This window comes from Micromonospora sp. NPDC006431 (assembly GCF_042870725.1).
In the GTDB taxonomy this organism is placed as follows: domain Bacteria; phylum Actinomycetota; class Actinomycetes; order Mycobacteriales; family Micromonosporaceae; genus Micromonospora.
In genome coordinates this window covers 247539-274149 of the sequence record NZ_JBIAHQ010000001.1, presented here as the reverse complement: position 1 = coordinate 274149, position 26611 = coordinate 247539, and the positions used below count along the sequence as shown (strand labels likewise).

The window sequence follows — 26611 nt, the reverse complement described above, 5'->3', positions numbered from 1 at the left end:
GTCGAGGCAGACGACCCACAGCGGTCGGTGCCCCACATTAGGGAAGGCGACGGGGTGGAATCAAGGCGGCGTATCGCTATATCACGTATGCGCAACCGCTTGCACACAAACGGTGTTCAATCACTTCCCAACTATCGCCGTCAATACATCATCGAGCGTCACCACACCCAGAGGTCGACGTCCGTCACTCACCAGGACCATGTGCCGCCGCTCGCGCCGCATCGAGAGCAACAGGTCGGCCAGCGTACGGTCGGGTGGCACCACCGCCAGCGGCCGGTAGACCTCGGCGGGCACCGGCGCCCGGCGACTCGCGCCCGCATACCCGAGCACGTCCTTCACGTGGACGAAGCCGAGCACCCGCCGGGTGGACCGTTGCACCACCGGGAACCGGGACCGGCCGGTACGGGTCGCCAGCACCTCCAGCGAGGCCGGTGACACGTCCTCGGCCACCGTGGTCACCGTCGACCAGGGTTGCAGCGCGTCCGCCGCGGTGCGGCTGTGCAGGGCCAGCGCGCCGGTGATCCGGGCATGCTCCTCGGCGTCCAACAGCCCCTCGGTCCGCGCCTGGGACACCAACCCGGCCAGTTCCTCCGCCGTAAACACCGTCTTCACGGCGTCCGTCGCCTCGACCCGCCACCACCGCAGCACCTGCCGGGCCGACCACTTCATGGCCAGCAGCAGCGGCTTGGTGGCCAGGCAGAACGCCAGCATCGCCGGGCCGAGCCAGAGCGCCGACAGCTCCGGACCGGCCAGGGTGATGTTCTTCGGCACCATCTCGCCGACCACGGTGTGCAGGTAGACCACCACGCCCAGGGCGATCACGAAGGCCACCGGGTGCACCGCCGAGGCGGGCAGCCCAAGCGCCTCGAACGGCGTCTCCAGCAGGTGGGCCAGCGCCGGCTCGGCGATCGCGCCGAGGCCGAGCGAGCAGACCGTGATGCCGAGCTGCGCCCCGGCGATCATCAGCGGGATCTGGTTCATCGCGGCGAGCGCCCACCGGGCGCGTTTCGAGGTCGCCGCGAGCGGCTCGATCACCGTCCGGCGGGACGCGATCAGCGCGAACTCGCTACCCACGAAGAAGGCGTTGCCGAACAGCAGCAGGACGGCGACGGCCAGCTCACTCATCGTCGTCCGGCTCCTCGGGGCGGACCACCCGGACCTGCTCGATCCGGTGCCGCTCGACCTCGACCACGGTGAACTCGTACCCGCCCGCCTCGACGGTCTCCCCGGGTACGGGGATGTGCCCGAGGCGGGCCATCAGGAAGCCGGCGAGGGTCTCGTACGGGCCCTCGGGCAGCCGGAACCCGGTCTGCTCGGCCAGCTCGTCCGCGCGCAGCACGCCGTCCACCAGGACGGTCCGCTCCCCACCCGGCACGGTCAGCTCCACCGGCCCGAGCTCGTCCACCGCGTCCGGGTCGAACTCGTCGGCGATCTCCCCGACCAGCTCCTCGACCAGATCCTCCACGGTCACCACACCGTCGGTGCCGCCGTACTCGTCGACCACGATGGCCAGGTCGGCACCGGCCGACTTGAGGGCGGCGAGCACGCCGTCCAGGTCGAGGCTCTCCGGCACGTACACCGGTTCGCGGGCGACCGCGGCCACCGTCGTCCTCGTCCGCTGCGCCAGCGGTACGCCGAGCGCGTCCGGCACCCCGGCGACGCCGGTGACGAGGTCCAGCGTCTCCTCGTAGACGGGGAACCGGGTCCGGCCGGTCTGCCGGGACAGGTCCAGCAGCTCGGCGACGGTCGCGGTGGCCCGCAGCGCGATCACGTCCACCCGGGGCGTCATCGCCTCCGCGGCGCGCTTGTCGCCGAAGCGGATGGTGCGGCGCAGCAGCATCGCGGTGTCGGGCGGGAGCGCACCGGCCCGGGCCGAGATCGCGGCGAGCAGCCCCAGTTCCTCCGGCGACCGGGCGCTGGCCAGCTCCTCCTGCGGCTCCACCCCGAGCCGGCGGACCAGCCGGTTCGCCGAGTCGTTCAGCAACCGGATCAGCCAGCCGAAGGTCCGGGAGAAGGTCCGCATCGGCCCGGCGGTGGCGAGCGCGGCCGGCATCGGCCGGGCCAGCGCGAGGTTCTTCGGCACCAGCTCGCCGAAGAGCATCGAGATCAGCGTGGCCAGCGCGAGGGCGAGCAGCGTGCTGAACCGCTCCGCCCCGTTGAACGGGCGCAGCAGCGGGGCGAAGAGCCGGGCCAGGGCGGGTTCGGCCAGGTAGCCGGTGAGCAGCGCGGTGATGGTGATGCCGAGCTGCGCGCCGGAGAGCTGGAAGGAGAGCTCGCGCAGCGCCCGGCGTACCGTGGCGGCCCGGCCGTCGCCCTCGCCGGCCCGCCGGTCGATCTCCGCGCGGTCCACCGTGACCAGGGCGAACTCGGCCACGACGAAGAACGCGTTGCCGGCGGTCAGCAGGACGAAGCCGACCAGGGGCAACAGCGTGGTGACCAACAGGGCATCGATGATCGGCTCACCTCGGCGCGATTCTTCCACGGCCCCGCCAGCGGCACGAGTGGACGCGAGCCCGGGGTGGCCCGGCCGGGCTAGCGTGGCGGGCATGAACGGGCTCACTCTCGCCGACGAGCTGGTCCTCCTCGCCTACGACGAGGCCGGCACCAACCGGCTGGGCCGCCCGCACCTGGACTACGGGCTCGCCGGGGCGGTGCTGCTGGAGCTGACCCTCGCCGGCCGCGTCGAGCTGGTCGAGGGCCGGCTGGCCGTCGTCGACCCGACCCCGGTCGGGCACCCAATGCTGGACGAGGCCCTGGCCAGGGTCGGCGCGGAGGGCAAGCGCCGCCGGCCCAAGGATTGGGTCGGGCGGCTGGCCCGGCAGCTCTCCGACCGCGTGCTGGCCGGGCTGGTCGAGGCCGGTGTGCTCCGACGCGAGTCGGACCGGCTGCTCGGGCTCTTCCCGCGTACCCGGTATCCCTCGCCCACCGGCGGCGAGCCGGTGCCGGAGACGGAGGCCCGGCGGCGGATGCACGCCGCAGTCGTGGCCGACGGGCCGGTCGACGCGCGGACCGGCGCGCTGATCGCGCTTAGCCGGTCGGTCGGGCTGGACCGCAAACTCTTCCCGGACCTGCCGAAGGACCGGGTCAAGGCCCGGCTGGCCGAGATCACGGCCGGCGACTGGGCGTCCGCGGCGACCCGGAAGGCGATCGAGGAGACCCAGGCGGCGGTGCTCACGGCCATCACGACCGCCGTCATCGTCACCACCGCCGCCACCTAGACTCCACGACGGCGGTGGCTCCACCGGGGGCCACCGCCGTCGAGTGCCGGGCCGTCCCGGCGTACGCCTAGCCGGCGACCGGCTCGGCTTCCTTGTCGCCCCGGGTGCTCTCCGGCTTGACCGAGCGGAGCAGCACGCTGGCAACGTCGATCACCTCGACCTGCTCCCCGGCGCCCTTGCCGTTGACCCCGTCGTTGAGCATCGTCGAGCAGAACGGGCAGCCGACCGCGATGGTCCTCGCCCCGGTGGACATGGCCTCCTCGACCCGGTCCACGTTGATCCGCTTGCCGATCTTCTCCTCCATCCACATCCGGGCACCGCCGGCACCGCAGCAGAAGGAGCGCTCGCTGTTCCGCGGCATCTCGATCAGGCCGCTGTCGCGGCCTGCACCGGAAGCGCCGGCCGCGCCACCCTGGCCGCCGCCGAGAGCGGCGCCCAACACCTCGCGCGGCGGGGTGAAGACCCGGTTGTGCCGGCCCAGGTAGCAGGGGTCGTGGTAGGTGAGGCCGCCATCCACGGGCTGCACCGGGGTGAGCTTGCCGGTGGCGACCAGGTGGGCCAGGAGTTGGGTGTGGTGAACCACCTCAAACTCGCCGCCGAGCTGGCCGTACTCGTTGCCCAGGGTGTTGAAGCAGTGCGGGCAGGTGGCGACGATCTTGCGCTTGCTCCGCTCCCGGCCCTCGAACGCCTCGTTCAGCGTCTCGACGTTCTGCTGGGCGAGCATCTGGAAGACGAACTCGTTGCCGATCCGGCGGGCCGGGTCACCGGTGCAGGTCTCGCCCTCACCGAGGATGGCGAAGGAGACGCCGGCCTCGTGCAACAGCGTGGCGACCGCGCGGGTGGTCTTCTTGGCCCGGTCCTCGAACGCGCCGGCACAGCCGACCCAGAACAGGTACTCGAAGTCCTCGACCTCGCCGACCCGGGGCACCTCGAAGCCGAGGCCCTTGGTCCAGTCCTCCCGGGTGTTCTGCGGGGCGCCCCACGGGTTGCCCTTGTTCTCCAGATTGCGGAGCATGACGCCGGCCTCGGACGGGAAGCTCGACTCGATCAGCACCTGGTAGCGGCGCATGTCGACAATGTGGTCGACGTGCTCGATGTCCACCGGGCACTGCTCGACGCAGGCGCCGCAGGTGGTGCAGGACCAGAGCACGTCCGGATCGATGACGCCACCGTCGGCGGCGGTGCCGATCAGCGGCCGGTCGGCCTCGGCCAGGGCCAGCACGTCGACGTTCGCCAGTTGCTCCTGGGTGGCCTTCTCCTCACCGGTCAGGTCCTTGCCGCCGCCGGCCAGCAGGTACGGCGCCTTGGCGTACGCGTGGTCGCGCAGGCTCAGCACCAGCAGCTTCGGCGACAGCGGCTTGCCGGTGTTCCACGCCGGGCACTGCGACTGGCAGCGGCCGCACTCGGTGCAGGTGCTGAAGTCCAGCAGGCCCTTCCAGGTGAACTGCTCGACCTGGGCGACGCCGAACTGGTCCTTCTCCGGGTCGGCCTCCTCGAAGTCGAGCGGCTTGCCGTCGCTCGTCATCGGCCGCAGCGGGCCGAGGCCGGAGCCGGCCGACTTCTCCGGGTCGCGCTTGAAGAAGATGTTGGGGAACGCCAGGAAACGGTGCCAGGCGACGCCCATGGTGACGTTCAGCGAGATCACGATGAGCCAGGTCATCGAGATGACGATCTTGACGAGCGCGGCGAGGCTCACGCCGGCCGTCCAAGCCGGGAGCGCCGCGCCGACCGCGTGGCTGAGCGGGGTGGCCCAGACCGGGAACTCGAAATGGTCGGTGGCGACCTTGAAGCCCCGGATCACGAAGCCGAAGATCAGGACCAGCAGGACGACCCACTCCACGAAGTAGCCCTGCCACATGGTGGAGCCGGTGAACCGGGACCGGTTGCCGGGCCGGTTCGGCCGGTTGCGCAGCCGGATCGCCATCAGCACCAGGATGCCGAGCAGGCCGAAGATGCCGATCAGCTCCGTGACCAGGCCGAAGATCGTCCAGTGCCCGATGATCGGCAGGCCGCCGCCGGGCGTGACCACCTCGAAGTACGCCTCGAGCACCAGCAGCGACAGCACGATGAACCCGACCATCACGAACCAGTGCGCGGCGCCCACCACGCTCCACTTGAGCATGCGGGTGTGACCAGCGGTCTCCACCAGCACCTTCGCCGTGCGGGCGCCCTTGTCGGCGAACCGCTCCGGGGCCGGTTGCCCGAGCCGGATGACGGCCACCATCTGCATGACCGCGCGCACCGCAAGCCCCACCGCCACCGCGGTGACGGCGGCCGCGAGGATCGTGGTGACGATCTGGACGCTGCCCATCGAGTTGGCCTCCCGGTCTGCTGCCTGTCGAGCGGCTCGGCGACCGCGCGGGGCTCAGGGCTGGGCCGGCGTTGCGCCGCTCCCACCCACCCCGACCCGACCGGTCGATGACCTCGCTCCGCTCGGTCATGCAGTGCAGCCTACGCGCAAGGTTACCCAGCAGTAACGTGAGTCATCTCGCATCCGGCCGCGCCGCCCTGCCGACACCTTAGGGGGACCGGGCGCCGCCCGCCGGTCAGGGGCGTCGCGGCGTGACGTAACCCCCCGGAGCGGGTGGTGGAACCGGTCAGCGGCGGCCGCCCGGGGCAGGACAGGGCCGACGGCCCGCCCCCGGTACGACGGCTTCAGGTCGCTGTGCCGCGTCAGACGCGCCGAGCTGAAGGTGTCGCGGGGGGCGGGCCGGACGTCGACCGGTCAGCGCCAGCGGGAGAGCAGGATCAGCGAGGCGACCATCCCGCCGAAGCCCACCGCGAGGTTCCAGTAACCCCACGACATGACCGGATACGCCTGCTCGGAGAGGTAGTACACGACCAGCCAGCCGATGCCGACGACGATCAGCGCCACGGCCGTGATCGGCAGCCAGATGGGGCTCGGCTTGCGCGTCGCCGCCGTTGCCGTGGGACGAACGTCCGTCGGCGGGGTGTACACCTTCTTCTTGCGGACCTGAGACTTGGGCACGACGCTCTCCAGAGGGGGGTACGACCTCGTCCGGCCTGACAACCGGGCGCGGGGGCGACGGTCCATGGCCAATAATGGTTCGACAGCTAGCGTAGTCCCGACGGACCGTCCAGGCCACGAATGGGGTCAGGCCAGTGCGCGGAGTGACCGAAAAGGCGGGACTTTTCGGGTCGAACACACCGGTCCGGGTCGACGCGGACCGGAACGAGACGACGGGAAAGGGAACGCCCGGTGGAGTACACGTCCGGCGCCGCCTCCTGGCAGAAGGTCCTCCGGCGGGCGGTCGCCGGCCTGCTGCCCCGACGGCCGCGGCAGCGCCGCCCGGGCTGGTCGATCGGCGTACCCCTGATCGCCGCCGCGGCGGGGCTGCTGTTCACCACGACCGCTACCACCGCCGGCGGCACGCCGCTGCGGGAAGACCGCCGGCCCCAGCTCACCCAGTTGATCGAGGACCGGCGGGAAGAGGTTGCGGCGAGCGAGAAGCAGGCCGCCGAGCTGCGCGCCGAGGTCGAGGAGCAGACCGCCGCGCTCGCCGACACCGACGGCCCGATCAAGGCCCAGCGCGACCGGGCCGCCGCCAGCCGGCAGGCCGCCGGGTTCACCGCGCTCACCGGCACCGGGGTCACCATCGAGCTGGACGACGCGCCCCGGCGGGCCGACCAGGCCCTGCCCAAAGGTGCCAGCAATGACGACCTGGTCGTCCACCAGGGCGATGTCCAGGCGGTCGTGAACGCGCTCTGGGCGGGTGGAGCCGAGGCGATGTCAATCATGGACGTCCGCGTCCTCAGCACCAGCGCGGTACGCTGCGTCGGTAACACCCTGCTGCTGCACGGCCGGGTGTACTCCCCTCCGTTCAAGATCGTGGCAATCGGCGACCCCGCCGCTCTCCAGCGCGCGCTCGCCGCCTCCGAGGGAGTCCGGTTGTTCAGGGAAGCGGTCGACCACTACCAGCTCGGGTACAAGGAGACCACCTCCACGGTCACCGTGCCGGCGTTCGAGGACTCGACCGCGCTCCAGTCCGCGAAGGTGCTGCAGTGAGGCCGGAGGACGCGCGGGAGCGCCACGACGGCCGCGAGGGGCCGACCGCGTTCATCCCGAAGGTCGACCGGCCCGCACCGCCCCCGGCCCGGCCCGCGCTCGACCTGCCCTGGCCGGAGGCGGAGGCGCCCGATGCGCCGGGCGCCCGGCCGGCCGCCCGGTTCCCGTCCCCGCCCCCGCCCTGGACCGGTGACCCACAGGCCCGCCCGCCGGCGCCCGCCGCCGGCCCGGAGCGCCGCCACCACGACCCCCGCCAGCCGGCCGGCGGCCCCGCCGAGCAGGCCAGCCGCTGGCCGGCGGACCCGGCCACCGCGGGCCCACGCACCAACACAGCCGACGACCGGTTCGACCGCCGGCCGGGGCCGCCGGGCCCGGGGGGCATCGCGCCGGGCCGCTGGAGTGGCGACGACCCCACCGCCCGGCCAGGGCTCAGCACCCACACGCCGGGCCGCCGGGCCGCCGACGAGCCGCGCGCACGCCGGCCGGAGGGCCACACCGCCGCGCCCGGAGCCCCCGGGCCCGGCCGCCGCGCACCCGACGACCCCGGCGCCCGCCGGGCGGAGGGCCCCACCGGCGCGCCAGGCCACCGCTCCTTCGACGGCCCCGGCGCCCGCCGGGCAGAGGGCCCCACCGCTGGGCCCGGCCACCACCCCCCCGACGGCCCCGGCGCCCGCCGGGCAGAGGGCCCCACCGGCGCGTCCGGGCTCCCTACGCACGTACCGGGCCACCGCGCCCCCGACGAGCCAGTCGCCCGCGGGTTCGACACCTCAGCGGTACGACCAGCCGCGCCGGGCGACGGGCCGACCACGTTCATCCCCCCGGTCGGCGACCGACCCGCGCGCCGCTCCGCCGGGCACCCGTACGAGGGCCATGGTGTTCCGCCGGCCGGACGGCCCGGCCGAGACCCGGCCGGCGCCGCCCCTCGGGGCGGGTCACCGGCCGCCGGCGTACCCCGGGCGGCGGGTCCGACCGGGAGCGGCCCGGGTGGACCGGCCGGCGACCCGGCGGACCCGGCCGCGACCGCCCTGATCCCCACTGTCCCGAACCGGCCGGCCCGGAACCAGGCCCTGGACTCGACCGCGCTGATGGGTGCGGTGCCCCCCGTCCAGGACTCCGGCGACGAGCCCGACACCCCCGCCGCGCCGCCCACGCCCCGTCGGGGCGAGCGGGTGGTGCAGCTACGCCCCGAGCAGACCGGCGAGGGCTACAAGAGCGTCTACTCGGAGCTGACCCGGCCCACCGTCGGTTCCCGCCTGCGTACCGCCGTGCGCGGCACCGGCGAACTGCTGATCACCTTCGGCCTGGTGGTGCTGCTCTTCGCCGGGTACGAGATCTGGGGCAAGACGGTGATCGTCGACGCCCACCAGAACGACCTGAACAGCCAGCTCGCCCAGGAGTGGGGGCCGACCGGGGACCCGACGGTCAGCCCGAGCGCGCCCGCCGCGAAGCCCACGCCACCGGCGGAGGGCAAGCCGGTCGCCGGGCTCTACATCCCGAAGTTCGACAAGCACTGGGTGGTGGTCGAGGGGGTCAGCCCGGCCGACATCCGGTACGCCCCCGGCCACTATCCGAAGAGCGCCCTGCCGGGCCAGGTGGGCAACTTCTCCGTAGCCGGGCACCGCATCCGGGCCACCTTCTGGCGGCTGGACGAGCTCCGCACCGGTGACAACATCGTGGTGGAGTCCAAGACCGACTGGTTCGTCTACAAGGTCTACGAGCAGCGCATCGTCCGACCGAACCAGGTCGAGGTGGTGGCCCCGGTGCCCGGCAAACCGGGCGCGAAGCCGACCGAGAAGCTGCTCACCCTGACCACCTGCAACCCCAAGTTCGACAACTACCAGCGGCTGATCATCCACGCCCGGCTGGACCACGTGCAGGCGAAGTCGGCGGGCCGCCCGGCCGAGCTGGAAGGTTGACGATGTACGGGTGGATCTGGCGCAAACTCCCCTTCGGGCTGGCGGGCAAGCTGGCCGGCTCGGTGCTGCTCACCGCGGCGGCGGTCGCCCTGCTCTGGTTCGTGGTCTTCCCGTGGGCGGAGCCCCTGCTCCCCTTCGACGACGTGCAGGTCACCCAGGAGACCGGCGTACCGGGTGAGGATTCGGGCGGCGGCCTCAACGACCCGGAGGTGACCCCGAGCCACGAGGAGATCCCGTACAGCACGGAGACGAACAACGCCCCGCCCACCACCCCGAACAGGTGACCCCGATGCGCGTCCTGGTGATCGACAACTACGACTCGTTCGTCTTCAATCTGGTGCAGTACCTCGGCCAGCTCGGCGTGGACTGCGAGGTCCGGCGCAACGACGAGATCGACGTCGCCGAGGTGGGCCAGGTGGGCGCGGCCGGCGTACTGCTGTCGCCCGGCCCGGGGAGCCCGGACCGCGCCGGCATCTGCCTCGACGTCATCAAGGAGTACGCCGGCAAGTTGCCCCTCTTCGGGGTCTGCCTCGGCTACCAGGCCATCGGTGAGGCGTTCGGCGCGACCGTGACCCGGGCGCCGGAACTGCTGCACGGCAAGACCTCCGAGGTGAGCCACCTCGGGGTCGGGGTGCTCGCCGGCCTGCCCGACCCGTTCACCGCCACCCGGTACCACTCACTCGCCGTGCTGCCCGAGACCCTGCCGGAGGAGCTGGAGGTCACCGGCTGGACCGGCTCCGGCGTGGTCATGGCGATGCGGCACCGGACCCTGCCGATCGAGGGGGTCCAGTTCCACCCCGAGTCGGTGCTGACCGAGGGCGGGCACCTCATGCTGGCGAACTGGCTGGCCGCGTGCGGCTTCCCGGAGGCGCTGGAGCGGGCTCCGGAACTCGCCGCCGAGGTGGACGCCCGCCGCCGGGCCGCCTTCGCCGCCGCCTGACCGTCAGCTCCCCGACCCGGGCGCCGCCGCCCGGCTTGATCCACTCCGCTTACGCGACATCGCGGTGTCGCATGCACTCGGATGCCGCCATGTCGGCGACATTGAGTCGATCATGATGGGCCAGGACGGGCAAGGCCCGACCGAATCGAGGCTCCGACGCACGTCGGGGCCTCGATTCGTCACTGCCTGGTGTCGTGCGCCGTCGGCGGGGTCGGGAAGGGGAACCCACCGCCGCCCCCGGTCGGCGAACCGGTGGGTGTCGGCGTCGCGGTCGCGCTGTCGGACGGCTCGGGCGCCGCGAAGTCGACGTAGATGGTGACCCTCGTGTTCTTCTCAGCGGTGGCGTTGCCACCCGGTTTTTGGCTGCTGACCAGGCCAGCCTTGTCCGGGGACACCTCGTTGCCATCGAGCTTCCGCACCTTGTAGCCGGCGTCCTCCAGCATCTTGGTCGCCCGGTCCTCTGGCAGGCCGACCACGTCCGGCACCTTGGTGATGTTGCCCTTGGAGACCTCAACCACGACCTTCGAGCCCTCGTCGACCGTGGTGCCCTCACCCGGCGTCACCCTGGTGACCTGCCCCTCGGGCTGCCCGCTGTCGACATCCTTCCGGGTGACCTGCAGCTTCAGCTCGTCCAGGCGATTCTTGGCGCTCTCATAGGTGCTGCCCACCAGGCCGCGGGGGACCGTCGCCTGGGGCTTGCCGCCGCAGATCTGGAGCGTCACCACCGAGTTCTTGGCCGCCTCGGTGTTCGGATCTGGGCTCTGGCCGACGACGGTGTCCTTCTCACAGGTGGCGTTCTGCACCGGGTCGCCGAGCTCCGAGCGGAGCCCGGCCTGCTGGATCACCGCCTGCGCCTCCACCTGGCTCTTGCCCTGCACCCCCGGGACCTGGACCTTGTCGGCGCCGGCCTGGTTGAGCCAGAGGGCGGCGGCCAGGGCGATCACCGCGAGTACGCCGAGCGCGGCGAAGGTGGCGATCACCCAGGCGGAGCTCTTGCGCTTGCGCGGGTCGCCGACCCGGGCCGGAATCTGCTGCCGGGTCTGCGGCCCCATCACCTGCGTCTGGTAGCCCCCCGCCCCGGCCGGGCCCATCGGGGCGGTCTCGTCGGCGGGCATGACCGGGGTGGCCAGCACCGGCCGGCCGGCGGCGGCGCGGAGCAGGTCCGCCCGCATCTCGCCGGCGCTCTGGTAGCGGTTCAGCGGGTTCTTGGACAGCGCCTTGAGCACGATGGCGTCGACCGCGGGGTTGACGTCCGGGTTGATGCTGCTCGGCGTCGGCGGGGCCTCCCGCACGTGCTGGTACGCGACGCTGACCGGGCTGTCCCCGACGAACGGCGGGTGCCCGCAGAGCAGCTCGAACAGCACGCAGCCGGCCGCATAGACGTCGGAGCGCGCGTCGACCGCCTCACCGCGGGCCTGCTCGGGGGAGAGGTACTGCGCGGTGCCGATGACGGCGCTGGTCTGCGTCATCGTGGTGGCCCCGCTGGCCAGCGCCCGGGCGATGCCGAAGTCCATCACCTTGACCTGGCCGGTCTGGGTGAGCATGACGTTGCCGGGCTTGATGTCCCGGTGGATGATCCCGTGGCGGTGGCTGAACTCCAGCGCCGCGCACATGTCGGCGCAGATCTCCAGCGCCCGCCGCGGCTGCAGCCGACCCTCGGCGCCCAGCACCTCCTTGAGGGTCCGCCCGTTGACGAACTCCATCACGATGAAGGGCAGCGTCTCGCCGGTCGGCGCGGTCTCCTCGCCGGTGTCGTACACGGCGACGATGGCCGGGTGGTTGAGCGAGGCGGCGTTCTGCGCCTCACGCCGGAACCGCATCTGGAAAGTGGCGTCCCGGGCCAGGTCCGCCCGGAGCATCTTGATCGCGACATCCCGACCGAGCCGGAGATCGCGACCGCGGTGCACCTCCGCCATGCCGCCGTAGCCGAGCAGCTCGCCGACCTGGTACCTGCCACCGAGCAGGCGGGCCTGCGCTGTCATCGCGTCTCTCGTCCTTCGCTCGTCGTCGTGTCGCCGCCAGCCGGCTGGAGCCGTACCTCACGACGGTACGACGTCCGGACCAGATCGTCCCCTCCGTGGGCCCGCACCGCGCCGGAGGTCACGCTCACCGGGGCAAGCGCGCCGGGGTCTCCGGCCAACGTGCCCTTCTTGTACTTGTACGAAATCACGCCCGAGCAGAGCACGACCAGTATGGCCACCACGATCGCGATCACCCACCGCCCGGACCGGGACCTGCGGGGAGCCGGGGCGGCCGCCGGGCTGGCGTACCCGAGGGGGTTGGGCTGCCGGGGCGGCGGGACGGTCGCCGCGCCGCGCGGGGCCAGCGGCGGGCGGGGCTGCGGGGCGGGCGGCGCCACCGCGGCCGGCCGGGCGGCGACCGGCGGGCGGCTGGCCACCGTGGGCGGGTGGGGCTGCGGTCGCGGCGCGGCCGGGACCTGCGCCCGGGCCGCCGGCGCCGCCGACGAGGAGGGTACGGCGGAGACCGGCCCCGGACGTCCGCCGGCGCGCGCCTGCTGCGACAGGGCGAGCTTGGCCTGCCGGGCCACGCTGGCCAGGGCTGCGGCGCTGGGCCAGCGGGCCGCGGGGTCCTTCGCCAGGGCCCGCTCGACGATGGCGCGGACCTGGGGCGGGATGTCGGCGGGGAGCGGCCGGGGAGCCTCCCGGACGTGCTTCATGGCGATTTCGAGGGGGTTGTCCCCCTCGAACGGCCGCCGGCCGGCGAGGCACTGGTACGCGACCACGCCGAGCGCGTACACGTCGGAGGCGGGGGTGGCGACGGCGCCGGTGGCCTGCTCCGGGGAGATGTACGAGGCCGTGCCGAGCACCGAGCCGGCGGCGGTGAGCTGGCCGACCAGGTCGGAACGGGCGATCCCGAAGTCGGTGAGCACCAGCGTGCCGTTCGGCCGGACCAGCAGGTTGCCCGGCTTCACGTCGCGGTGCACGATTCCCTTCTCGTGCGCCGCATGGAGCGCGTCGGCGGCCTGCGCGAGCAGGGCCATCGTCCGGGCGGGGGTGAGCCGCCCGACCCGGCTGAGCGTGGAGGAGAGCGCGTCGCCCTCGACGTACTCCATGACCAGGAAGGCGATCTGCTGGTCGCTGCCGAAGTCGTAGACGTCCACCACGCCGGGGTGGTTGATGGTGGCCATAGTCCGCGCCTCGCCGCGGAACCGCTCGGCGAAGCCGGGCTCGTCGAGCAGGGCGGGGAGCAGGCTCTTCACGGCGACCGTACGACCCAGCACCTGGTCGGTGCCGCGCCAGACGTCGCCCATGCCACCGCTGGCGATCCGCTCGTCGAGGCGGTAGCGGTTGCCGAGCTGCACCCCTGGGCTGAGCATGTCAGCGGCCTCCGGAGCCGGCGATGGCCGCCTCCATGATCCGGCCGGCGATCCGGGCCGCCTCGGCGCTGCCGCCCTTGCCGGCCCGCTCCAGCTCCACGCAGACGGCGGAGATCGGGGTGCCGTTCTTGTCGAGCGCGAAGCCGATGAACCAGCCGTGGTCGGGCGTGTCCGGGCCGGACTGGGCGGTGCCGGTCTTGCCGCCGACCGTGTAGCCCTTGACGGCGGCGCTCTCGCCGGTGCCCTTCTTGACGACGCTGACCATCATGTCCTGCAGGTCGGCAGCCACCTGGCCGCTCACCGGCCGGCGCAGCTCACGCGGCTTGGCGGTGTAGTAGCTGGTGGTGCGGTCCGGGGCAAGCAGCTGCTTGACCAGGTACGGCCGCATCTGGCTGCCGCCGTTGGCGACCGAGGCGGCGATCAGCGCGCCCTGCAGCGGCGTCATCCGCACGTTGTTCTGCCCGATCGAGGACTGGGCCAGCGCGGCCGGGTCGGTGCCCCCGTCCGGGTTCTGCATGTCACCGGTCCGGCTGGCCGCCACCGGCAGGCCGCCCTCGTTGAGCTGCCCGACGGTGAGGTCGTCCTGCTCGAAGCCGAACTGGCGGGCCTTCTCCTTGACCTTGTCGGCCCCGAGCTTCACGCCGAGCTGGGCGAAGCCGGTGTTGCAGGAGAAGGTGACGGCGTCCTTGAGGGTCACCGGGGTGCCGGTCGGCCCGGGGCAGATGGTCGGGGCGGCGTTCTTGATCGGCGAGCCTGAGGTCGGCGGGGTGTAGCTCGACCCGGCCGGGATCTCGGTCTGCGGGCTGATGCCGCTCTCCAAGGCCGCCGCGGCCATCACGATCTTGAAGGTGGAGCCGGGAGGCAGGGTTTCGGACAGGGCCCGGTTGGCCAGCGGGCGGTCCGGATCCTTGTTGAGCTTGTTGTACGCCGTCTGGGCCGCCTCGGTGTCGTGGCTGACCAGCGGGTTCGGGTCGAAGCTCGGCATGGAGACCAGCGCCTGCACGGCCCCGGTACGCGGGTCGATCGCGATCGCCGCGCCCCGGGTGGCCCCGACCTGGTTGTTCTGCAGCTGCTTGAAGGCCGTCGCCTGCGCCCCCTTGGAGAGGGTCAGCAGCACGTTGCCACCACCGGTCTTGTTCCCGGTGAACATGTCCTTCACCCGGTCGCCGATGAGCTGGTCGCTGGTGCCGGCGAGGAAGTCGTTCTCGAGCTGCTCGATGCCGATGTCGCCGAGGTTGACCGGCTTGTAGCCGAGCACGTGCGCGTACATCTCGCCGTCCGGGTAGCTGCGCTGGAACTTCAGCTTGCCGCCGGTCTCCTTGCTGAGGGCGTACGCGGTGCCGCCGACCTCGATGTTGCCGCGCTTGCGCTCGTACTCGGCGACCTGGACCCGGCCGTTGTAGTCGCTGTTGCGGTATTCGTCGGCCTTGTAGGCCTGAATCCAGTTCAGGTTCGCGAAGAGCAGCCCGAAAAGGATCATCACGACCACGCCGACGCGGCGCAGGGGTGCGTTCACGGCCGGATCACCTCCGTGGGAGCACCGTGCAGCTGCTCGGGCGGGCCGCCGGACGGCCGGACCGCCGGGCCACCGGGCGCCACCGGCCGGCGAGCGCCGTCGGAGACCCGGAGCAGGACCGCGATGAGCAGCCAGTTCGCCATCAGCGACGAGCCACCGGCGGAGAGAAACGGGGTGGTCTGACCGGTCAGCGGGATGAGCTTGCTGATCCCGCCGACGATGACGAAGACCTGCAGGCCCAGGGTGAAGGCCAGGCCGCCGGCGAGCAGCTTGCCGAACGAGTCCCGCACCGCGAGGGCGGCCCGCAGCCCCCGCTCGACGATCAGCAGGTAGACCACGAGCAGCGCGGAGAGGCCGAAGAGCCCGATCTCCTCGCCGATGCCGGCGAAGATGAAGTCCGTCTGCACCTCGGGCAGCAGGGTCGGCTGGCCACCGCCCGGCCCGGCCCCGAAGAGGCCGCCGGTGCCGAGCGTGAGCAGACCCTGAACGAGCTGGTAACCCTTGTCGTACGGGTCACCGAACGGGTCCAGCCAGATCTCCGCCCGCAGGTAGAAGTTGGCGAATGGACCGCCCACCGTGCCGCCCAGCAGGTAGGCCACGTAGGCGCCGCCGAAGAACAGGATCAGACCGATGAGCAGCCAACTGACCCGTTCGGTGGCGATGTAGAGCGTCACCACGAACATGCCGAAGTAGAGCAGCGAGGTGCCCAGGTCCTTCTCGAACACCAGGACCAGGAGGCTGATGATCCAGACCACCAGGACCGGCCCGAGGTCCCGCCCGCGCGGGAAGTCGATGCCGAGCACCCGCCGGCTGGCCAGCGACAGCACCTCCCGCTTGCGGACCAGGTAGTAGGCGAAGAAGGCGAGCAGGGCGAGCTTGGCGAACTCACCCGGCTGGATCGAGAAGCCGCCGATCCGGATCCACAGCTTGGCGTTGTTGATCTCGGAGAACCGGGCCGGCAGCACCGCCGGGATCATCACCAGCACGATGCCGGCCAGCCCCAGGGTGTACGCGTACCGGGAGAGCGACCGGTGGTCCCGCATGATCGCCAGCAGGGCGGCGGCGAGGATCACCGCGGCGAGCGTCCAGGCGAGCTGCCGGCCGCCCGTACCGGCGAAGATGGCGAGGTGCTCCCGGTCGGCCGGGGCGGCCTGGGCCAGGTCGTAACGGCGCAGGAAGCCCACGCCGATGCCGTTGAGCAGGGCGACCGCCGGCAGCAACGCCGGGTCGGCGAAGGGCGCCAGCCAGCGGATGATCAGGTGCAGGCCGAGGAAGACCAGCCCCAGCGCGGCGGCCGGGATCCAGAAGTCCGGGGTGACCGTGTCCAGCACGGTCGCCTCGACCGTCGCCGAGTATGCCGCCACCAGCACCATGGCGAGCAGGAGCAGGGACAGCTCGGCGTTACGCCGGGACCGGGCCAGGCGCACGCCAGGCTGCTCGCCCGTCGAGACGGGCGAGGTTGCCGGTACGGCGGCTGCGGTCACGGATGAGTCCTCGGGCTCGAGCCGACGGTCACTCCGGCGACCGGCAGCCTGCCGGGTCGACCGGCGGGACCGTGTCGGAGGGGGCGACGTCGGGCGTGGTGGTGGGCGCGGTCGGGGCGGTGGCCGGCGCGCTGGCGGTGGCGCTGACGGCCGGGGCCAGCGGGCTGGCCGTCCCGGTCGGGACAGCGGTCGGGGACACGGTCGGCGTCGGGCTGACCGCGGCCGCCGTCGGGCTGGTCGGGCAGGTCGGCTTGAGGTTCGGGTTGGCCGGGTCGTCGCTGGTCAACTCGGCCAGCCGGCGCTCGGCGTCCGGCTCGCTCTTCGCCTGGATGCCCTGCTTCACCTGCTCCTGCGCGGCCAGGGTGAGGTCGTCCAGCTTGGCCGGGCTGGTGGCGTGCACGCTCGACAGGTCGAGCCCGGCGATCTGGCCCGGCACCCCGCGGAAGACCGCGAGCTTGCCGTCCTCGGTGGCGCCGACGTAGTACTGGCGCTGGGTGTAGCTCCACCCGCCGAAGAGGCCACCGCCGAGGATGACCAGCAGCGCCAGCAGCATCGCCGCGGTACGCACCGGGCGGTACCGACGGCGTTCCGGCTCGTCCTCGCGGTCCACCGGATCCTCCGGCGCGGCCGGCCGCGGCGCGGACAGGGCCGAGGCGCGGGCCGCCGGGGTGGACCCGTCCGCGGAGGTCGCCATGCCCCGGTCCCGGGCGGCGGCGCCGCCGACGATCGGGGATGCCTCGACGATGTCCTGGTCGGTGGCGTCGGCGATGATCACCGTGATGTTGTCCGGGCCGCCGCCGCGCAGGGCGAGCTGCACCAGGCGCTCGACGCACTGCTGCGGATCGGCGTACTCGCGCATCGTGTCGGCGATGGTGTCCGCGCTGACCACGCCGGACAGCCCGTCGGAGCAGATCAGGTAGCGGTCGCCGGGGAGCACCTGGCGGACGCTGTACTCCGGGTCGATGTCGCGGCCGTCCAGCGCCCGGGTGAGCAGCGACCGCTGGGGGTGGCTGCTCGCCTCCTCCGCGCTGATCCGGCCCTCGTCGACGAGCATCTGGACGTAGGTGTCGTCCTTGGTGATCTGCGCGAACTCGCCGTTCCGCAGCAGATAGGCGCGCGAGTCGCCGATGTGGACCATGCCGAGCTTGCTGCCCGAGAAGAGGGTGGCGGTGAGCGTGGTGCCCATCCCCTCCAGCTGCGGGTTGGCGTCCACGGTCTCGCGGAGTTGTTGGTTGGCGGTGCCCACGGCGGAACGCAGCGCGTCGACGAGGGCGTCCCCGGGGACGTCCTCGTCGAGGGGCGCCATGGCACCGATGACGATGTTGCTGGCGACGTCACCGGCGGCCATGCCGCCCATGCCGTCGGCGACGGCGAGTAGCCGCGGCCCGGCGTAGACGGAGTCCTGGTTACCGTCTCGGATCAGACCGCGGTCGCTGTGGGCCGCATAGCGCAGGGTCAAAGTCATGGCCGTAATTCGAGGGAGGTGCGGCCGATCCGGATCGGCACGCCGAGGGGGACGGGGGTCGGTCCGGTGACCTTAGCGCGATCCAGGTAGGTGCCGTTAGTCGATCCGAGGTCCTCGACGAACCACTGCCCGTCGCGCGGCACCAGCCGGGCGTGTCGCGCCGACGCGTAGTCGTCGGTGATGACCAGCGTCGAATCCTCGGCCCGGCCGATGGTGATCTGCGACTCGCCGAGGGTGATCCGGGTGCCGGCCAGCTGGCCGGCGGTGACCACCAGCTGGTGCGCGGCTCTGCCCCGCTTCACCTTCGCCGGCCTCGCCGCCTGCCCGGTCGAGGCCCCGACCGCGCGCGGCGCGGCCACCAGCCGACCCGACCGGGCCCCCGCGAAGAGATCTCGGCGGATCACCCCGACCACCGTGAAAACGAAGATCCACAGCAGGATGAGGAACCCGAACCGGGCGACGGTGATGACGAGTTCCGGCAAGGCGGATCAGCCGTCCACGCGGAAGGTCAGGGTGGTCGTGCCCAACTGGATCATGTCGCCCGGGTTGAGGGCGACCGCGGAGACGCGCTGGCCGTTGACCATCGTGCCGTTGGTGGAGCCGAGGTCGGTCAGCACGACCTGGCCGCCGTCGAAGTCGAGCCGGGCGTGCCGCCGCGAGATGCCGACGTCGGGCAGGCGCAGGTTGGCCTGGTCGCCGCGGCCGATCACGGTCGAGCCCATCTGGAGCGGGTACGTGCGGCCGTCACCGGAGACCAGCCGGACGTTGCGACCGCCGCCGTGCCCCGGCGGCGGGCCGTAGCCGCCACCCTGGTCGTACGACGGGTAGGCCGGGCCGGCGTCGTAGCCGCCGGGCGCGGAGACCGGGGCGACGTCGCCGCCGGTGTAGACCTCGGCGGTGACCCGGAACATCCCGGTGTCCAGCCCTTCGCCACGCTCGACCTCGACGATCACGTCGCCGTAGACCGTCCAGGCCTGCTCGCCGATGAACTCCGCCTGCGACTGGGCCAGCTCCTGGGCCAGCGCGGCGGCGTACGGCGCCAGCCGACTGTGGTCGTACGGCGAGAGATCGATCACGTAGCGGTTGGGCACCAACGTGCGCCCACCGGCCAGGATCGCCTTGTGCGCCTCGGCCTCCCGCTGCATGGCGTTGAGGATCTCCACGGGGTGGACGACCCCTTTGAAGACCTTGGCGAAGGCCCCCTCGACCAGGCCTTCCAGACGCTTCTCGAAGCGTTGCAGCACGCTCACCGGCTCCTCCTCGGGTCCCGAGGCAATGATGGTATCCGGACACCGCCTCCGCAGCTCACACGCCGCTCGGCCGGCCCCGGCGGCCCGTTCGTGGCTGGCCCTGCGGTCGTGCTAGAGTTTCGTCCGCCACGAACGGTGATCGCTCGTGGCGATGACCGGGAACAGCGTAATATGTCTCGGCACCTGCCGCAGTCGGTGGGACCGGGATGAGTTACGGTGTTCCAGGTCAAGGCCACGGGGAAGTGGCGGAATGGCAGACGCGCACGGTTCAGGTCCGTGTGCCCGAAAGGGCGTGGGGGTTCAACTCCCCCCTTCCCCACCATCACGAGGGCTCCGCACATAGCGGGGCCCTCGCGCCATATCGGGGCATGCCGGTCGTCACGCTATGCTCCGATGGTTTCCCTGCCCCCTATCGATCAGGAGTGGCGTGTGACTGTCGCGTTGGTGACCGGTTCCGGCGGTCTGATCGGCTCTGAGGCGGCCCGGCACTTCGCGGGCCTCGGTCTCGATGTGGTCGGTATCGACAACGACATGCGGCGGTACTTCTTCGGCGAGGACGGCTCGACATCCTGGAGCCTGGACCGGCTCGCCGCCGAACTGGGCAGCGCCTACACCCACTACGCGGTGGACATCCGGGACCGGGACGGCCTGGAGCAGGTCTTCAAGAAGTATGGCTCGGACATCGGCGTCGTGATCCACAGCGCCGCGCAGCCGAGCCACGACTGGGCCGCCAAGGAGCCGTACACCGACTTCGACGTGAACGCCGGCGGCACCCTCAACGTGCTGGAGAACACCCGCCGGCACGCCATCGAGGCGCCCTTCATCCACTGCTCGACCAACAAGGTCTACGGCGACCGCCCGAACAGCCTGCCCCTGGTCGAGCTGGAGACCCGGTACGAACTGCCCGAGGACCACCCCTACCACCAGGGCATCACCGAGGACATGTCGATCGACGAGTCGCTGCACTCGGTCTTCGGCGCCTCGAAGGTCGCCGCCGACGTGATGGTCCAGGAGTACGGCCGGTACTTCGACATGAGGACCGCCTGCTTCCGAGGCGGCACGCTGACCGGCCCGGCCCATTCGGCGGCCGAGCTGCACGGCTTCCTGGCCTACCTGATGCGCTGCGTCATGGAGGGCCGGACGTACAACCTCTTCGGCTACAAGGGCAAGATGGTCCGGGACGCGATCCACTCCCGGGACGTGCTGACCGCCTTCGAGGCGTTCTTCCGCGAGCCACGGTCGGCCCAGGTCTACAACCTGGGTGGCGGCCGGCATTCGAACACCTCGCACATCGAGGCGTTCCGGATCGCCGAGGAGATCACCGGCCAGGAGGCGAAGATCAACTATGTTGAACAGGCCCGCACCGGCGATCACCAGTGGTACGTCAGCAGCATGGCCCGGTTCGAGGAGCACTACCCGAACTGGAAGATCACCTACGACGTGCCGATGATCCTCCGCGAGATCTACGACGCGAACGTCGACAAGTGGGTGCCGAAGGCATGACCACCGGCAGCACCAAGCGGAACGTGCTCGGCGTACTCGTCGACGCGACCGACTACGCCCGGGCGACCGAGGCGGTGGTCGCGGCGGCGCAGGAGCGCCGTCCGCTGGCGCTGACCGCGCTGGCCGTGCACGGCGTGATGACCGGGGTGCTCGACCCGGCGCACAACGCCCGGCTCAACGCGTTCGACGTGGTCACCCCGGACGGGCAGCCGGTCCGCTGGGCGCTCAACCTGCTGCACGGCGCCGGGCTGACCGACCGGGTCTACGGCCCGGAGCTCACCCTCCGGGTGCTCGCCCGGTTCGCCGACGAGGGACTGCCGGTCTACCTGTACGGCTCCACCGAGGCGACCCTGTCCCGGCTGGTCCCGGCCCTCGAGCGGAAGTTTCCGGCGCTGAAGATCGCCGGAGTCGAGCCGTCCAAGTTCCGGTCGCTGCAGCCGGGCGAGGATGTCGAGATCGCCGACCGGATCAAGGCCAGCGGCGCCCGGCTGGTCCTGGTCGGGCTGGGCTGCCCGCGCCAGGAGGTCTTCACGTACGCCATGCGCCCGCTGCTGGACATGCCGCTGATGGCGGTCGGCGCGGCGTTCGACTACCACGCCGGCCTGCTGCGCAACCCGCCGCCGTGGATGCAGCGGGCCGGGCTGGAGTGGTTCTGGCGGCTCGGGCTGGAGCCGAAGCGGCTCTGGCGCCGGTACGTGATCCTCAACCCGGCCTACCTGGCCCGGCTGACCGCACAGAAGACCGGCCTGTGGAAGGCGGCCCCGCCGGCACCGGCCACCCAGCGCCCCGCCGGCTTCGACGTCTGACGCCGGAATCAGTCCGGCGGCACCTCGGAGCAGGAGCCGGCAACGACGTCCGGCGGCCACCGAGAGGTGACCGCCGGACGCCGGTGGGAAGGTTGGCTCAGGAGACGTTGACCGCGGTGTCGTCGATCACGAAGGACGTCTGCAGGGAGATGTCCTCGCTGCCGGTGAACTTCAGCGTGACGGTCTGCCCGGCGTACGCGGCCAGGGAGAACGACTTCTGGCTGTACCCGGCGGCCTTGTTCAGGTTCGAGTAGGTCGCCAGGGTCGCCAGCACCGTGCCGGAGGAGTTGAGCACCTGCACCCGCAGCGTGTCGTACGCCGTGGTGGTGGTCGACTCGGCGCTGTCGATGTGCAGCCAGAAGGAGAAGTTGTACGACGAGCAGCCGGCCGGCAGGCTCACCGGCTGCGACAGCGTGTCGGTGTGCGTGGTGCCGTAACCGTCCAGCCATGCGTTCCAGGTGCCGCCGTGGGTCGGCTGGCCGCTGGCGCCGTACTGGCCGATGACCCCGGACGAGGCCGCCCAGACCGTGTTACCCGACTCGAAACCGGGGTTACCCAGCTTTTGCCCGGCACCCGTGCAGCCACCACCGCTGCCCACGGTGAGCGTGTAGGTGGCCGTCTTCGTGCCCGACGCGGCCGTACCGCTGATCGTCACCGGGTAGCTGCCGGCCGGGGTGCTGGTCGACGTGGTGATGGTGAGGGTGGAGGAGCCGCCGGAGGTCACTGTGGCCGGGTTGAACGAGGCGCTGGCGCCGGTCGGCAGGCCGCTCGCGGAGAGGCTGACCGACTGGGCCGAGCCGCTGGTGGTGGCGGTGCTGACGGTGGCCGTCACCGAGCCGCCCGGTGCGGTGGAGCCGGACGTCGGCGACACCGAGACGGAGAAGTCGTTGGTCGGCGTGCCGTTGACCACGTAGAGCAGCTTGTTGGGTGAGCCGGTCCCCGGGTTGGTCACCACGCCACTGGTGGCGTTGTTCACCAGGTAGTCGCGGACCTGCTGGGGAGTCCAGGACGGGTTGGCGCTGGCGACCAGCGCCGCCGCGCCGACCACGTGCGGGGTCGCCATCGACGTACCGCTGATGGTGTTGCTGGCGGTGTCGCTGGTGTTCCAGGCGGAGGTGATCGACGAGCCCGGCGCGAAGATGTCCAGGCAGGTGCCGATGTTGGAGAACGACGACCGCGCGTCGGTGTTGGTCGTCGAGCCGACCGTGATCGCCTCGGTGACCCGCGCCGGTGAGGTGTTGCAGGCGTTCGCACCGCTGTCGTTGCCGGCCGCCAGGCCGTAGGTGATGCCGGCGTTGACGGAGTTGCGCACCGCCGTGTCGAGAGTGGTGTCCACGCCGCCACCGAGGCTCATGTTGGCCACCGCGGGCTTGACCGCGTTCTGAGTCACCCAGTTGACACCGGAGACGACCCCGGCGGTGGTGCCGCTGCCGGCGCAGTTGAGCACCTTGACCGCGATCAGCTGCACGCCCTTGGCGACCCCGTACGACGAACCGCCGACGGTGCCCGCGACGTGGGTGCCGTGGCCGTTGCAGTCGGTGTTGTTGCTGTCGACGGTGTTGGTGCCCCAGCTGGCCCGGCCGCCGAAGTCGCTGTGGGTGGTCCGGATGCCGGTGTCGATGATGTACGCCCGGACGTTGGTGGCCGTGTTCGGGTATGTGTAGGAGCTGTTCAGCGGCAGGTTGCGCTGGTCGATCCGGTCCAGGCCCCAGGACGGCGGGTTGGTCTGGGTGCCGGCGATCGAGATGACGTGGTTCTGTTCCACGTACGCCACTGCGGGATCGGCGGCGATCCGCGCGGCGGCCGGTGCACCGATCCGGATCTCGAAGCCGCGCAGCGCGGCCGTCCAGGTCCGCGCGACGGTGCCGCCGTGCCGGGCGGTCAGCCGCTGCGCGGTGTCGCCGACGCCCGTGGCGGCGACGACGCTGTCCTTGAAAACGACGAGGTAGCTGTCGGCCACCGCGGTGGCACCGCCAGCATTCCGGATCACTCCGCTGGGTTCGGCGGCCAGTGCGGGCGTGGCCGCCGTGATCATTGCCAAGGCGGTTACGCCGACGAGTACGGACCTGTGTGGGAGAACCATCTCCCTACCTCCCTCCGACCGGCGCAGGTCGGCCCGCCGGGGACAGGCAGATCGACGTCGACCGATCGAGAAGAGGCTAGATCGAGGAGTCGCCGATGTGAAGATGTCGAATTCTCAATAACGCTGATGGGATGGCCCCTACGGGACGAGGTACGGGGCCAACCGGGGTCGTGCCCCGATTCGATGCCGGCCGAACTGGGCAAGGCTGAGAGACATGGACGACCATCTCGCCGTGCTGCTCCCCGTCGCCGCCGTCTGGCTGGCCGCCGGGGTCGTCGCGGACGGACTGCCCCGGCTGGACCGCGCCCGCGCCCTGCGCCGACGTACCGGATGGTTGTCCGGGCTGACCCTGGCCGGCCTGGTGCTGACGACGGGGGTGCTGGTCCTGGGCCTGCAGAGCGCCGGGACGACGCCGATCGACCGGGCCGCCGGCGGCCTCACCCTCGCGGCGACCCCGGCGCTGGTCGTCGCGGTCTGCACGGTCCGGCGGGTACGGCGGCTACGGGCCGGCGCGGGTGCCTTCAGCGCCGCACCGGACACCCCGGCCCCCCACGGGCTGCGCGCCGCCGCGGCGCACCCGCTGATCGGGCTTCCGCTCCAGGTGACCGCGCTCGCCGTCGTCCCGGCCGTGGTCTCGGCTGCGGGCGTCGACCTGCCCGCGGCACCCGCCGTGGCCGGCCCGGCGATCACCGTCGGCGTGCTCGGCGTCCTCGCGATCGGGGTACGCCACGCGTTGCGGCACAACCGGCTCGCCGAGCGGGCGCAGCCGCTGGCCACGACGCCGGCGCAGCCGCCGGCGGCCCCGACGCCGGCGACCCCGGTGTCAGCGCGAGCGGCTGGCCCCCTGCACGTATAGCAGTTCGAGGATCGCTCGGGTCGCCTCGAACCAGCGGTCCAGCCAGCCGGGCGGCGGCACGCTGCCGCGCGGGGGCAGTTCCATCAGCAGGCCGCGCAGCAGCGGGTGGTCCGCCAGGGACTCGGCCGGCTCCAACGGCCAGCCGGTCGGTGGGAACGACGGTTCGGTGAGCGGGTTCGGATCCAGCGACGGCAGGGAGAGCGGCGGGGAGCTCTGCTCCGGGGCGTCTCCTTCCCGGCCCCCGATCTCGGCGTCGGTGGAGACCACCTCGGTGAGGACGGTGTCCCGACGCGCCCCGCGGTACTTGCCACCGAACCGCTCCGGCTTGCCCGGGCCGTTGGTGAGGTTCTCTGAACCGATCGTCGTCATCCGTCTCGCCTGCCTTGTTCGGTTGCCGATCCGTGCGGTTCAACGAGGCGGAACGGAACTGGCGACGGGTGGCCGGAGCGGGCCGGCTCGGAACACGGAATGGTCCCGCCCGGCGACGCTGCCGGGCGGGACCATGCACGCGGTCCGGGTCGCCGGATCAATCCCGGACGAACACACCGTCCCTGGCGCCGGCGACGAAGGCGTGCCAGTCGCCCGGGGCGAAGACCAGGGCGGGGCCCGTCTTGTCCTTCGAGTCCCGGACGCCGATCGCCCCGGTCACGTACGCGACCTCCACGCAGTTGTCACAGTTCGGCCCGCTCTTGGAGCTCTTGAACCAGGTCGCCTGCGTCAGGTCCACGGGGAACTCCTTGGTCGCCATTTCCACAGTGGCTCCTCTGCCAGTTTTGCGATGTGTGCGATGGATTCCTCCGGGCGAATGGCTGATGCTCGGATGTGATCGAAGATGAAGCTGTACTTCTGCAGTTCGTCGCTCTTCTCCAGGAAGAGCCCACCCGTGGCGTTCTCCGCGTACACGACATCGGGATCACTCGGTTCGGGGAAGCTGAGGATCGTGAAGGTCCCGTCCATACCGGCGTGTGCGCCCGCCTCGAAGGGCAGGACCTGCAACGTCACGTTCGGCAGTTCGGCCACCTCCACCAGCCGGGTCAGCTGGCCACGCATCACCGCGTCGCCGCCGACCGGCCGGCTCAGCACCGCCTCATCGAGCACCACCCACAGATCGACCGGATCGTCCTGAGTCAGCAACGACTGACGACCGAGGCGGACACGGACACGTTGTGCGACCTCCTCGGCGGTGAAGTCGGGCCGGGCGGCCCGGATCATCGCCGAGGCGTACTCCTCGGTCTCCAGCAGGCCCGGCACGACCTGCTGCTCATACGCCCGGATCGAGCTGGCCGCCGCCTCCAGCCCCACGTACGCCCCGACCAGCACCGTGCTGTAGGGGTGCCACCACCCCTTCTGCCGCGCCTCGCGAGCGATCTGCACCAGCTCGTCGCTCTCGGCGCCGACCACCCCGTAGATGCGGAGCATGTCCCGCACGTCGCGGGGCGTGGCCGTGGTGTGGCCGGTCTCGATCCGGGAGATCTTGGAGGCCGAGCACTCCAACTGCTCGGCGACCACCTCGATGGTGATGCCGGCGGCCTCCCGCTGGCGGCGGAGTTCCGCCCCCAGCCGTCGACGCCGGATGGTCGGGCTGCGCCGCTCGCTCACGACGCCGCTCCGCGGCCCGCTGGGCGGGGATGCTGACTGCTCGTGCTCACGCTGCCGCCTCGCTCCGCCCCGCGGCGTCGCGACGCACCGCGCCGCCGAGCGTCACGGTTCGCTCGATCCGCTCGCTCACCCGACCACCTCCGGTCGATCGCGCCCGGTGCGACACCCGCCTGGGGCGCGGCCGTCGTACGGCGGGCGGTCGTTCGCGGCAGGGGGTGATGCCGGTCGTCGACCGGCCGCGACGGGCGAAACCGCCGTCCAGTGTGCCGTTTGGATGGCATGCGCTTCAAGCGTCCCGTTCACGTGTCCTGCTCGCGTATCGGCAAATCTCGACGTGCAACTTGCATGAAGCACGCCGCTGGTGCACTCTGTCGATATGGCACGGGTTACTCACCGTCTTCGCATGATCTCCCGGCGTGGTGATCCCACGAGGGGTGGGACGGCGGGAGGGGAGCCGTCCCGCGCCTCGCGACCTGCCCCGGGATGAAGACCCCGCCGCTGCACGCCAGCTTGGCTGCGGCGGTGGGAGCGGTAACCGGGAGCAGCCGGGTGATGGTCGGGCGTCGGCCCGTGACCGCGGGTACGACCCGACCAACACCGACCACCTGATC

At 71.8% G+C, this 26611-nt stretch carries 23 protein-coding genes and 1 tRNA gene; 9 read left to right on the top strand and 15 right to left on the bottom strand.

The features are described 5' to 3' along the window. Window positions 1-120: 120 nt before the first annotated feature. Both ACFYM6_RS01340 and ACFYM6_RS01335 read right to left on the bottom strand, forming a co-directional pair. Entirely contained in the window at window positions 121-1125 is a 1005-nt protein-coding gene (locus ACFYM6_RS01340; RefSeq protein WP_387271137.1) for a hemolysin family protein, read from the bottom strand. Beyond that, window positions 1118-2425 carry a hemolysin family protein gene (locus ACFYM6_RS01335; protein WP_387271831.1) on the bottom strand — a complete coding sequence of 436 codons (1308 nt, stop codon included), beginning with the start codon at window positions 2423-2425 and terminating at the stop codon, window positions 1118-1120. The genes ACFYM6_RS01340 and ACFYM6_RS01335 overlap by 8 nt, the downstream gene beginning before the upstream one ends. 121 nt (window positions 2426-2546) lie before the next feature. Between ACFYM6_RS01335 and ACFYM6_RS01330 the strand changes: the two genes are divergently transcribed. Further along, on the top strand, window positions 2547-3218 hold the full coding sequence (locus tag ACFYM6_RS01330) for a GPP34 family phosphoprotein (protein WP_387271135.1): 672 nt from the start codon (window positions 2547-2549) through the stop codon (window positions 3216-3218). Window positions 3219-3285: 67 nt separating this feature from the next. On the opposite strand, the gene ACFYM6_RS01325 is transcribed toward ACFYM6_RS01330, so the two are convergent. Then, a complete protein-coding gene (locus tag ACFYM6_RS01325; protein ID WP_387271133.1) occupies window positions 3286-5529 on the bottom strand; it encodes a heterodisulfide reductase-related iron-sulfur binding cluster in 2244 nt (747 codons plus the stop codon). Between the two features lie 414 nt (window positions 5530-5943). Further along, complete coding sequence (locus ACFYM6_RS01320; protein ID WP_387271131.1) at window positions 5944-6207, bottom strand: cell division protein CrgA; 264 nt, start codon at window positions 6205-6207, stop codon at window positions 5944-5946. Between the two features lie 231 nt (window positions 6208-6438). Between ACFYM6_RS01320 and ACFYM6_RS01315 the strand changes: the two genes are divergently transcribed. From ACFYM6_RS01315 to ACFYM6_RS01300, 4 genes are read left to right on the top strand one after another with little or no spacing between them, the layout of a single operon-like run. Then, window positions 6439-7245, top strand: coding sequence for a DUF881 domain-containing protein (locus ACFYM6_RS01315; protein ID WP_387271129.1), 807 nt, complete (start codon window positions 6439-6441; stop codon window positions 7243-7245). After that, the gene (locus tag ACFYM6_RS01310; RefSeq protein ID WP_387271127.1) at window positions 7242-9161 is read left to right on the top strand and encodes a class E sortase; all 1920 of its coding nucleotides are present in this window, start codon (window positions 7242-7244) and stop codon (window positions 9159-9161) included. The genes ACFYM6_RS01315 and ACFYM6_RS01310 overlap by 4 nt, the downstream gene beginning before the upstream one ends. A gap of 2 nt (window positions 9162-9163) precedes the next feature. After that, entirely contained in the window at window positions 9164-9445 is a 282-nt protein-coding gene (locus ACFYM6_RS01305; RefSeq protein WP_387271125.1) for a hypothetical protein, read from the top strand. Between the two features lie 5 nt (window positions 9446-9450). Then, window positions 9451-10101, top strand: coding sequence for an aminodeoxychorismate/anthranilate synthase component II (locus ACFYM6_RS01300; RefSeq protein WP_387271124.1), 651 nt, complete (start codon window positions 9451-9453; stop codon window positions 10099-10101). A 179-nt stretch (window positions 10102-10280) separates the two neighbouring features. On the opposite strand, the gene pknB is transcribed toward ACFYM6_RS01300, so the two are convergent. From pknB to ACFYM6_RS01265, 7 genes are all read right to left on the bottom strand, one after another. Further along, window positions 10281-12083 carry a Stk1 family PASTA domain-containing Ser/Thr kinase gene (pknB, locus tag ACFYM6_RS01295; protein ID WP_387271122.1) on the bottom strand — a complete coding sequence of 601 codons (1803 nt, stop codon included), beginning with the start codon at window positions 12081-12083 and terminating at the stop codon, window positions 10281-10283. Continuing rightward, window positions 12080-13438 (bottom strand): serine/threonine-protein kinase, encoded by a 1359-nt coding sequence (locus tag ACFYM6_RS01290; protein WP_387271120.1) that lies wholly within the window; start codon window positions 13436-13438, stop codon window positions 12080-12082. Before ACFYM6_RS01290 ends, pknB begins: the two co-directional genes overlap by 4 nt. 1 nt (window position 13439) lies before the next feature. Beyond that, window positions 13440-14954 carry a peptidoglycan D,D-transpeptidase FtsI family protein gene (locus ACFYM6_RS01285; RefSeq protein WP_387271118.1) on the bottom strand — a complete coding sequence of 505 codons (1515 nt, stop codon included), beginning with the start codon at window positions 14952-14954 and terminating at the stop codon, window positions 13440-13442. Next, window positions 14951-16381, bottom strand: a complete 1431-nt coding sequence (locus tag ACFYM6_RS01280) for an FtsW/RodA/SpoVE family cell cycle protein (protein ID WP_387271829.1) — start codon at window positions 16379-16381, stop codon at window positions 14951-14953. Before ACFYM6_RS01280 ends, ACFYM6_RS01285 begins: the two co-directional genes overlap by 4 nt. Window positions 16382-16466: 85 nt before the next feature. Next, the gene (locus tag ACFYM6_RS01275; protein ID WP_387271116.1) at window positions 16467-17903 is read right to left on the bottom strand and encodes a protein phosphatase 2C domain-containing protein; all 1437 of its coding nucleotides are present in this window, start codon (window positions 17901-17903) and stop codon (window positions 16467-16469) included. Next, window positions 17900-18385 carry an FHA domain-containing protein gene (locus tag ACFYM6_RS01270; protein WP_357434490.1) on the bottom strand — a complete coding sequence of 162 codons (486 nt, stop codon included), beginning with the start codon at window positions 18383-18385 and terminating at the stop codon, window positions 17900-17902. Before ACFYM6_RS01270 ends, ACFYM6_RS01275 begins: the two co-directional genes overlap by 4 nt. Window positions 18386-18391: 6 nt before the next feature. Then, window positions 18392-19180 carry a DUF3662 and FHA domain-containing protein gene (locus tag ACFYM6_RS01265; RefSeq protein ID WP_091126795.1) on the bottom strand — a complete coding sequence of 263 codons (789 nt, stop codon included), beginning with the start codon at window positions 19178-19180 and terminating at the stop codon, window positions 18392-18394. Window positions 19181-19389: 209 nt separating this feature from the next. On the opposite strand from ACFYM6_RS01265, the gene ACFYM6_RS01260 reads away from it, so the two are divergent. The 3 genes from ACFYM6_RS01260 to ACFYM6_RS01250 all read left to right on the top strand — a co-directional run bounded on the left by ACFYM6_RS01260 (window position 19390) and on the right by ACFYM6_RS01250 (window position 21462). Further along, window positions 19390-19475 (top strand) — tRNA-Leu (locus ACFYM6_RS01260). Window positions 19476-19582: 107 nt separating this feature from the next. Further along, the gene (locus ACFYM6_RS01255) at window positions 19583-20656 is read left to right on the top strand and encodes an NAD-dependent epimerase/dehydratase family protein (protein ID WP_387271114.1); all 1074 of its coding nucleotides are present in this window, start codon (window positions 19583-19585) and stop codon (window positions 20654-20656) included. After that, complete coding sequence (locus ACFYM6_RS01250; protein ID WP_357434489.1) at window positions 20653-21462, top strand: WecB/TagA/CpsF family glycosyltransferase; 810 nt, start codon at window positions 20653-20655, stop codon at window positions 21460-21462. Before ACFYM6_RS01255 ends, ACFYM6_RS01250 begins: the two co-directional genes overlap by 4 nt. Before the next feature lie 97 nt (window positions 21463-21559). Here ACFYM6_RS01250 and ACFYM6_RS01245 read toward each other — a convergent pair whose 3' ends face one another. After that, entirely contained in the window at window positions 21560-23545 is a 1986-nt protein-coding gene (locus ACFYM6_RS01245; RefSeq protein WP_387271112.1) for a S8 family serine peptidase, read from the bottom strand. A 214-nt stretch (window positions 23546-23759) separates the two neighbouring features. Here ACFYM6_RS01245 and ACFYM6_RS01240 point away from each other — a divergent pair, with 214 nt between their 5' ends. Then, the gene (locus ACFYM6_RS01240; RefSeq protein WP_387271110.1) at window positions 23760-24401 is read left to right on the top strand and encodes a hypothetical protein; all 642 of its coding nucleotides are present in this window, start codon (window positions 23760-23762) and stop codon (window positions 24399-24401) included. Here ACFYM6_RS01240 and ACFYM6_RS01235 read toward each other — a convergent pair. From ACFYM6_RS01235 to ACFYM6_RS01225, 3 genes are all read right to left on the bottom strand, one after another. Further along, window positions 24369-24770 carry a hypothetical protein gene (locus ACFYM6_RS01235; protein WP_387271108.1) on the bottom strand — a complete coding sequence of 134 codons (402 nt, stop codon included), beginning with the start codon at window positions 24768-24770 and terminating at the stop codon, window positions 24369-24371. The genes ACFYM6_RS01240 and ACFYM6_RS01235 overlap by 33 nt on opposite strands. 157 nt (window positions 24771-24927) lie before the next feature. After that, window positions 24928-25149, bottom strand: coding sequence for a DUF397 domain-containing protein (locus ACFYM6_RS01230; protein WP_357434485.1), 222 nt, complete (start codon window positions 25147-25149; stop codon window positions 24928-24930). Then, the gene (locus ACFYM6_RS01225; RefSeq protein WP_387271106.1) at window positions 25119-26000 is read right to left on the bottom strand and encodes a helix-turn-helix domain-containing protein; all 882 of its coding nucleotides are present in this window, start codon (window positions 25998-26000) and stop codon (window positions 25119-25121) included. Before ACFYM6_RS01225 ends, ACFYM6_RS01230 begins: the two co-directional genes overlap by 31 nt. Between the last annotated feature and the right edge of the window lie 611 nt (window positions 26001-26611).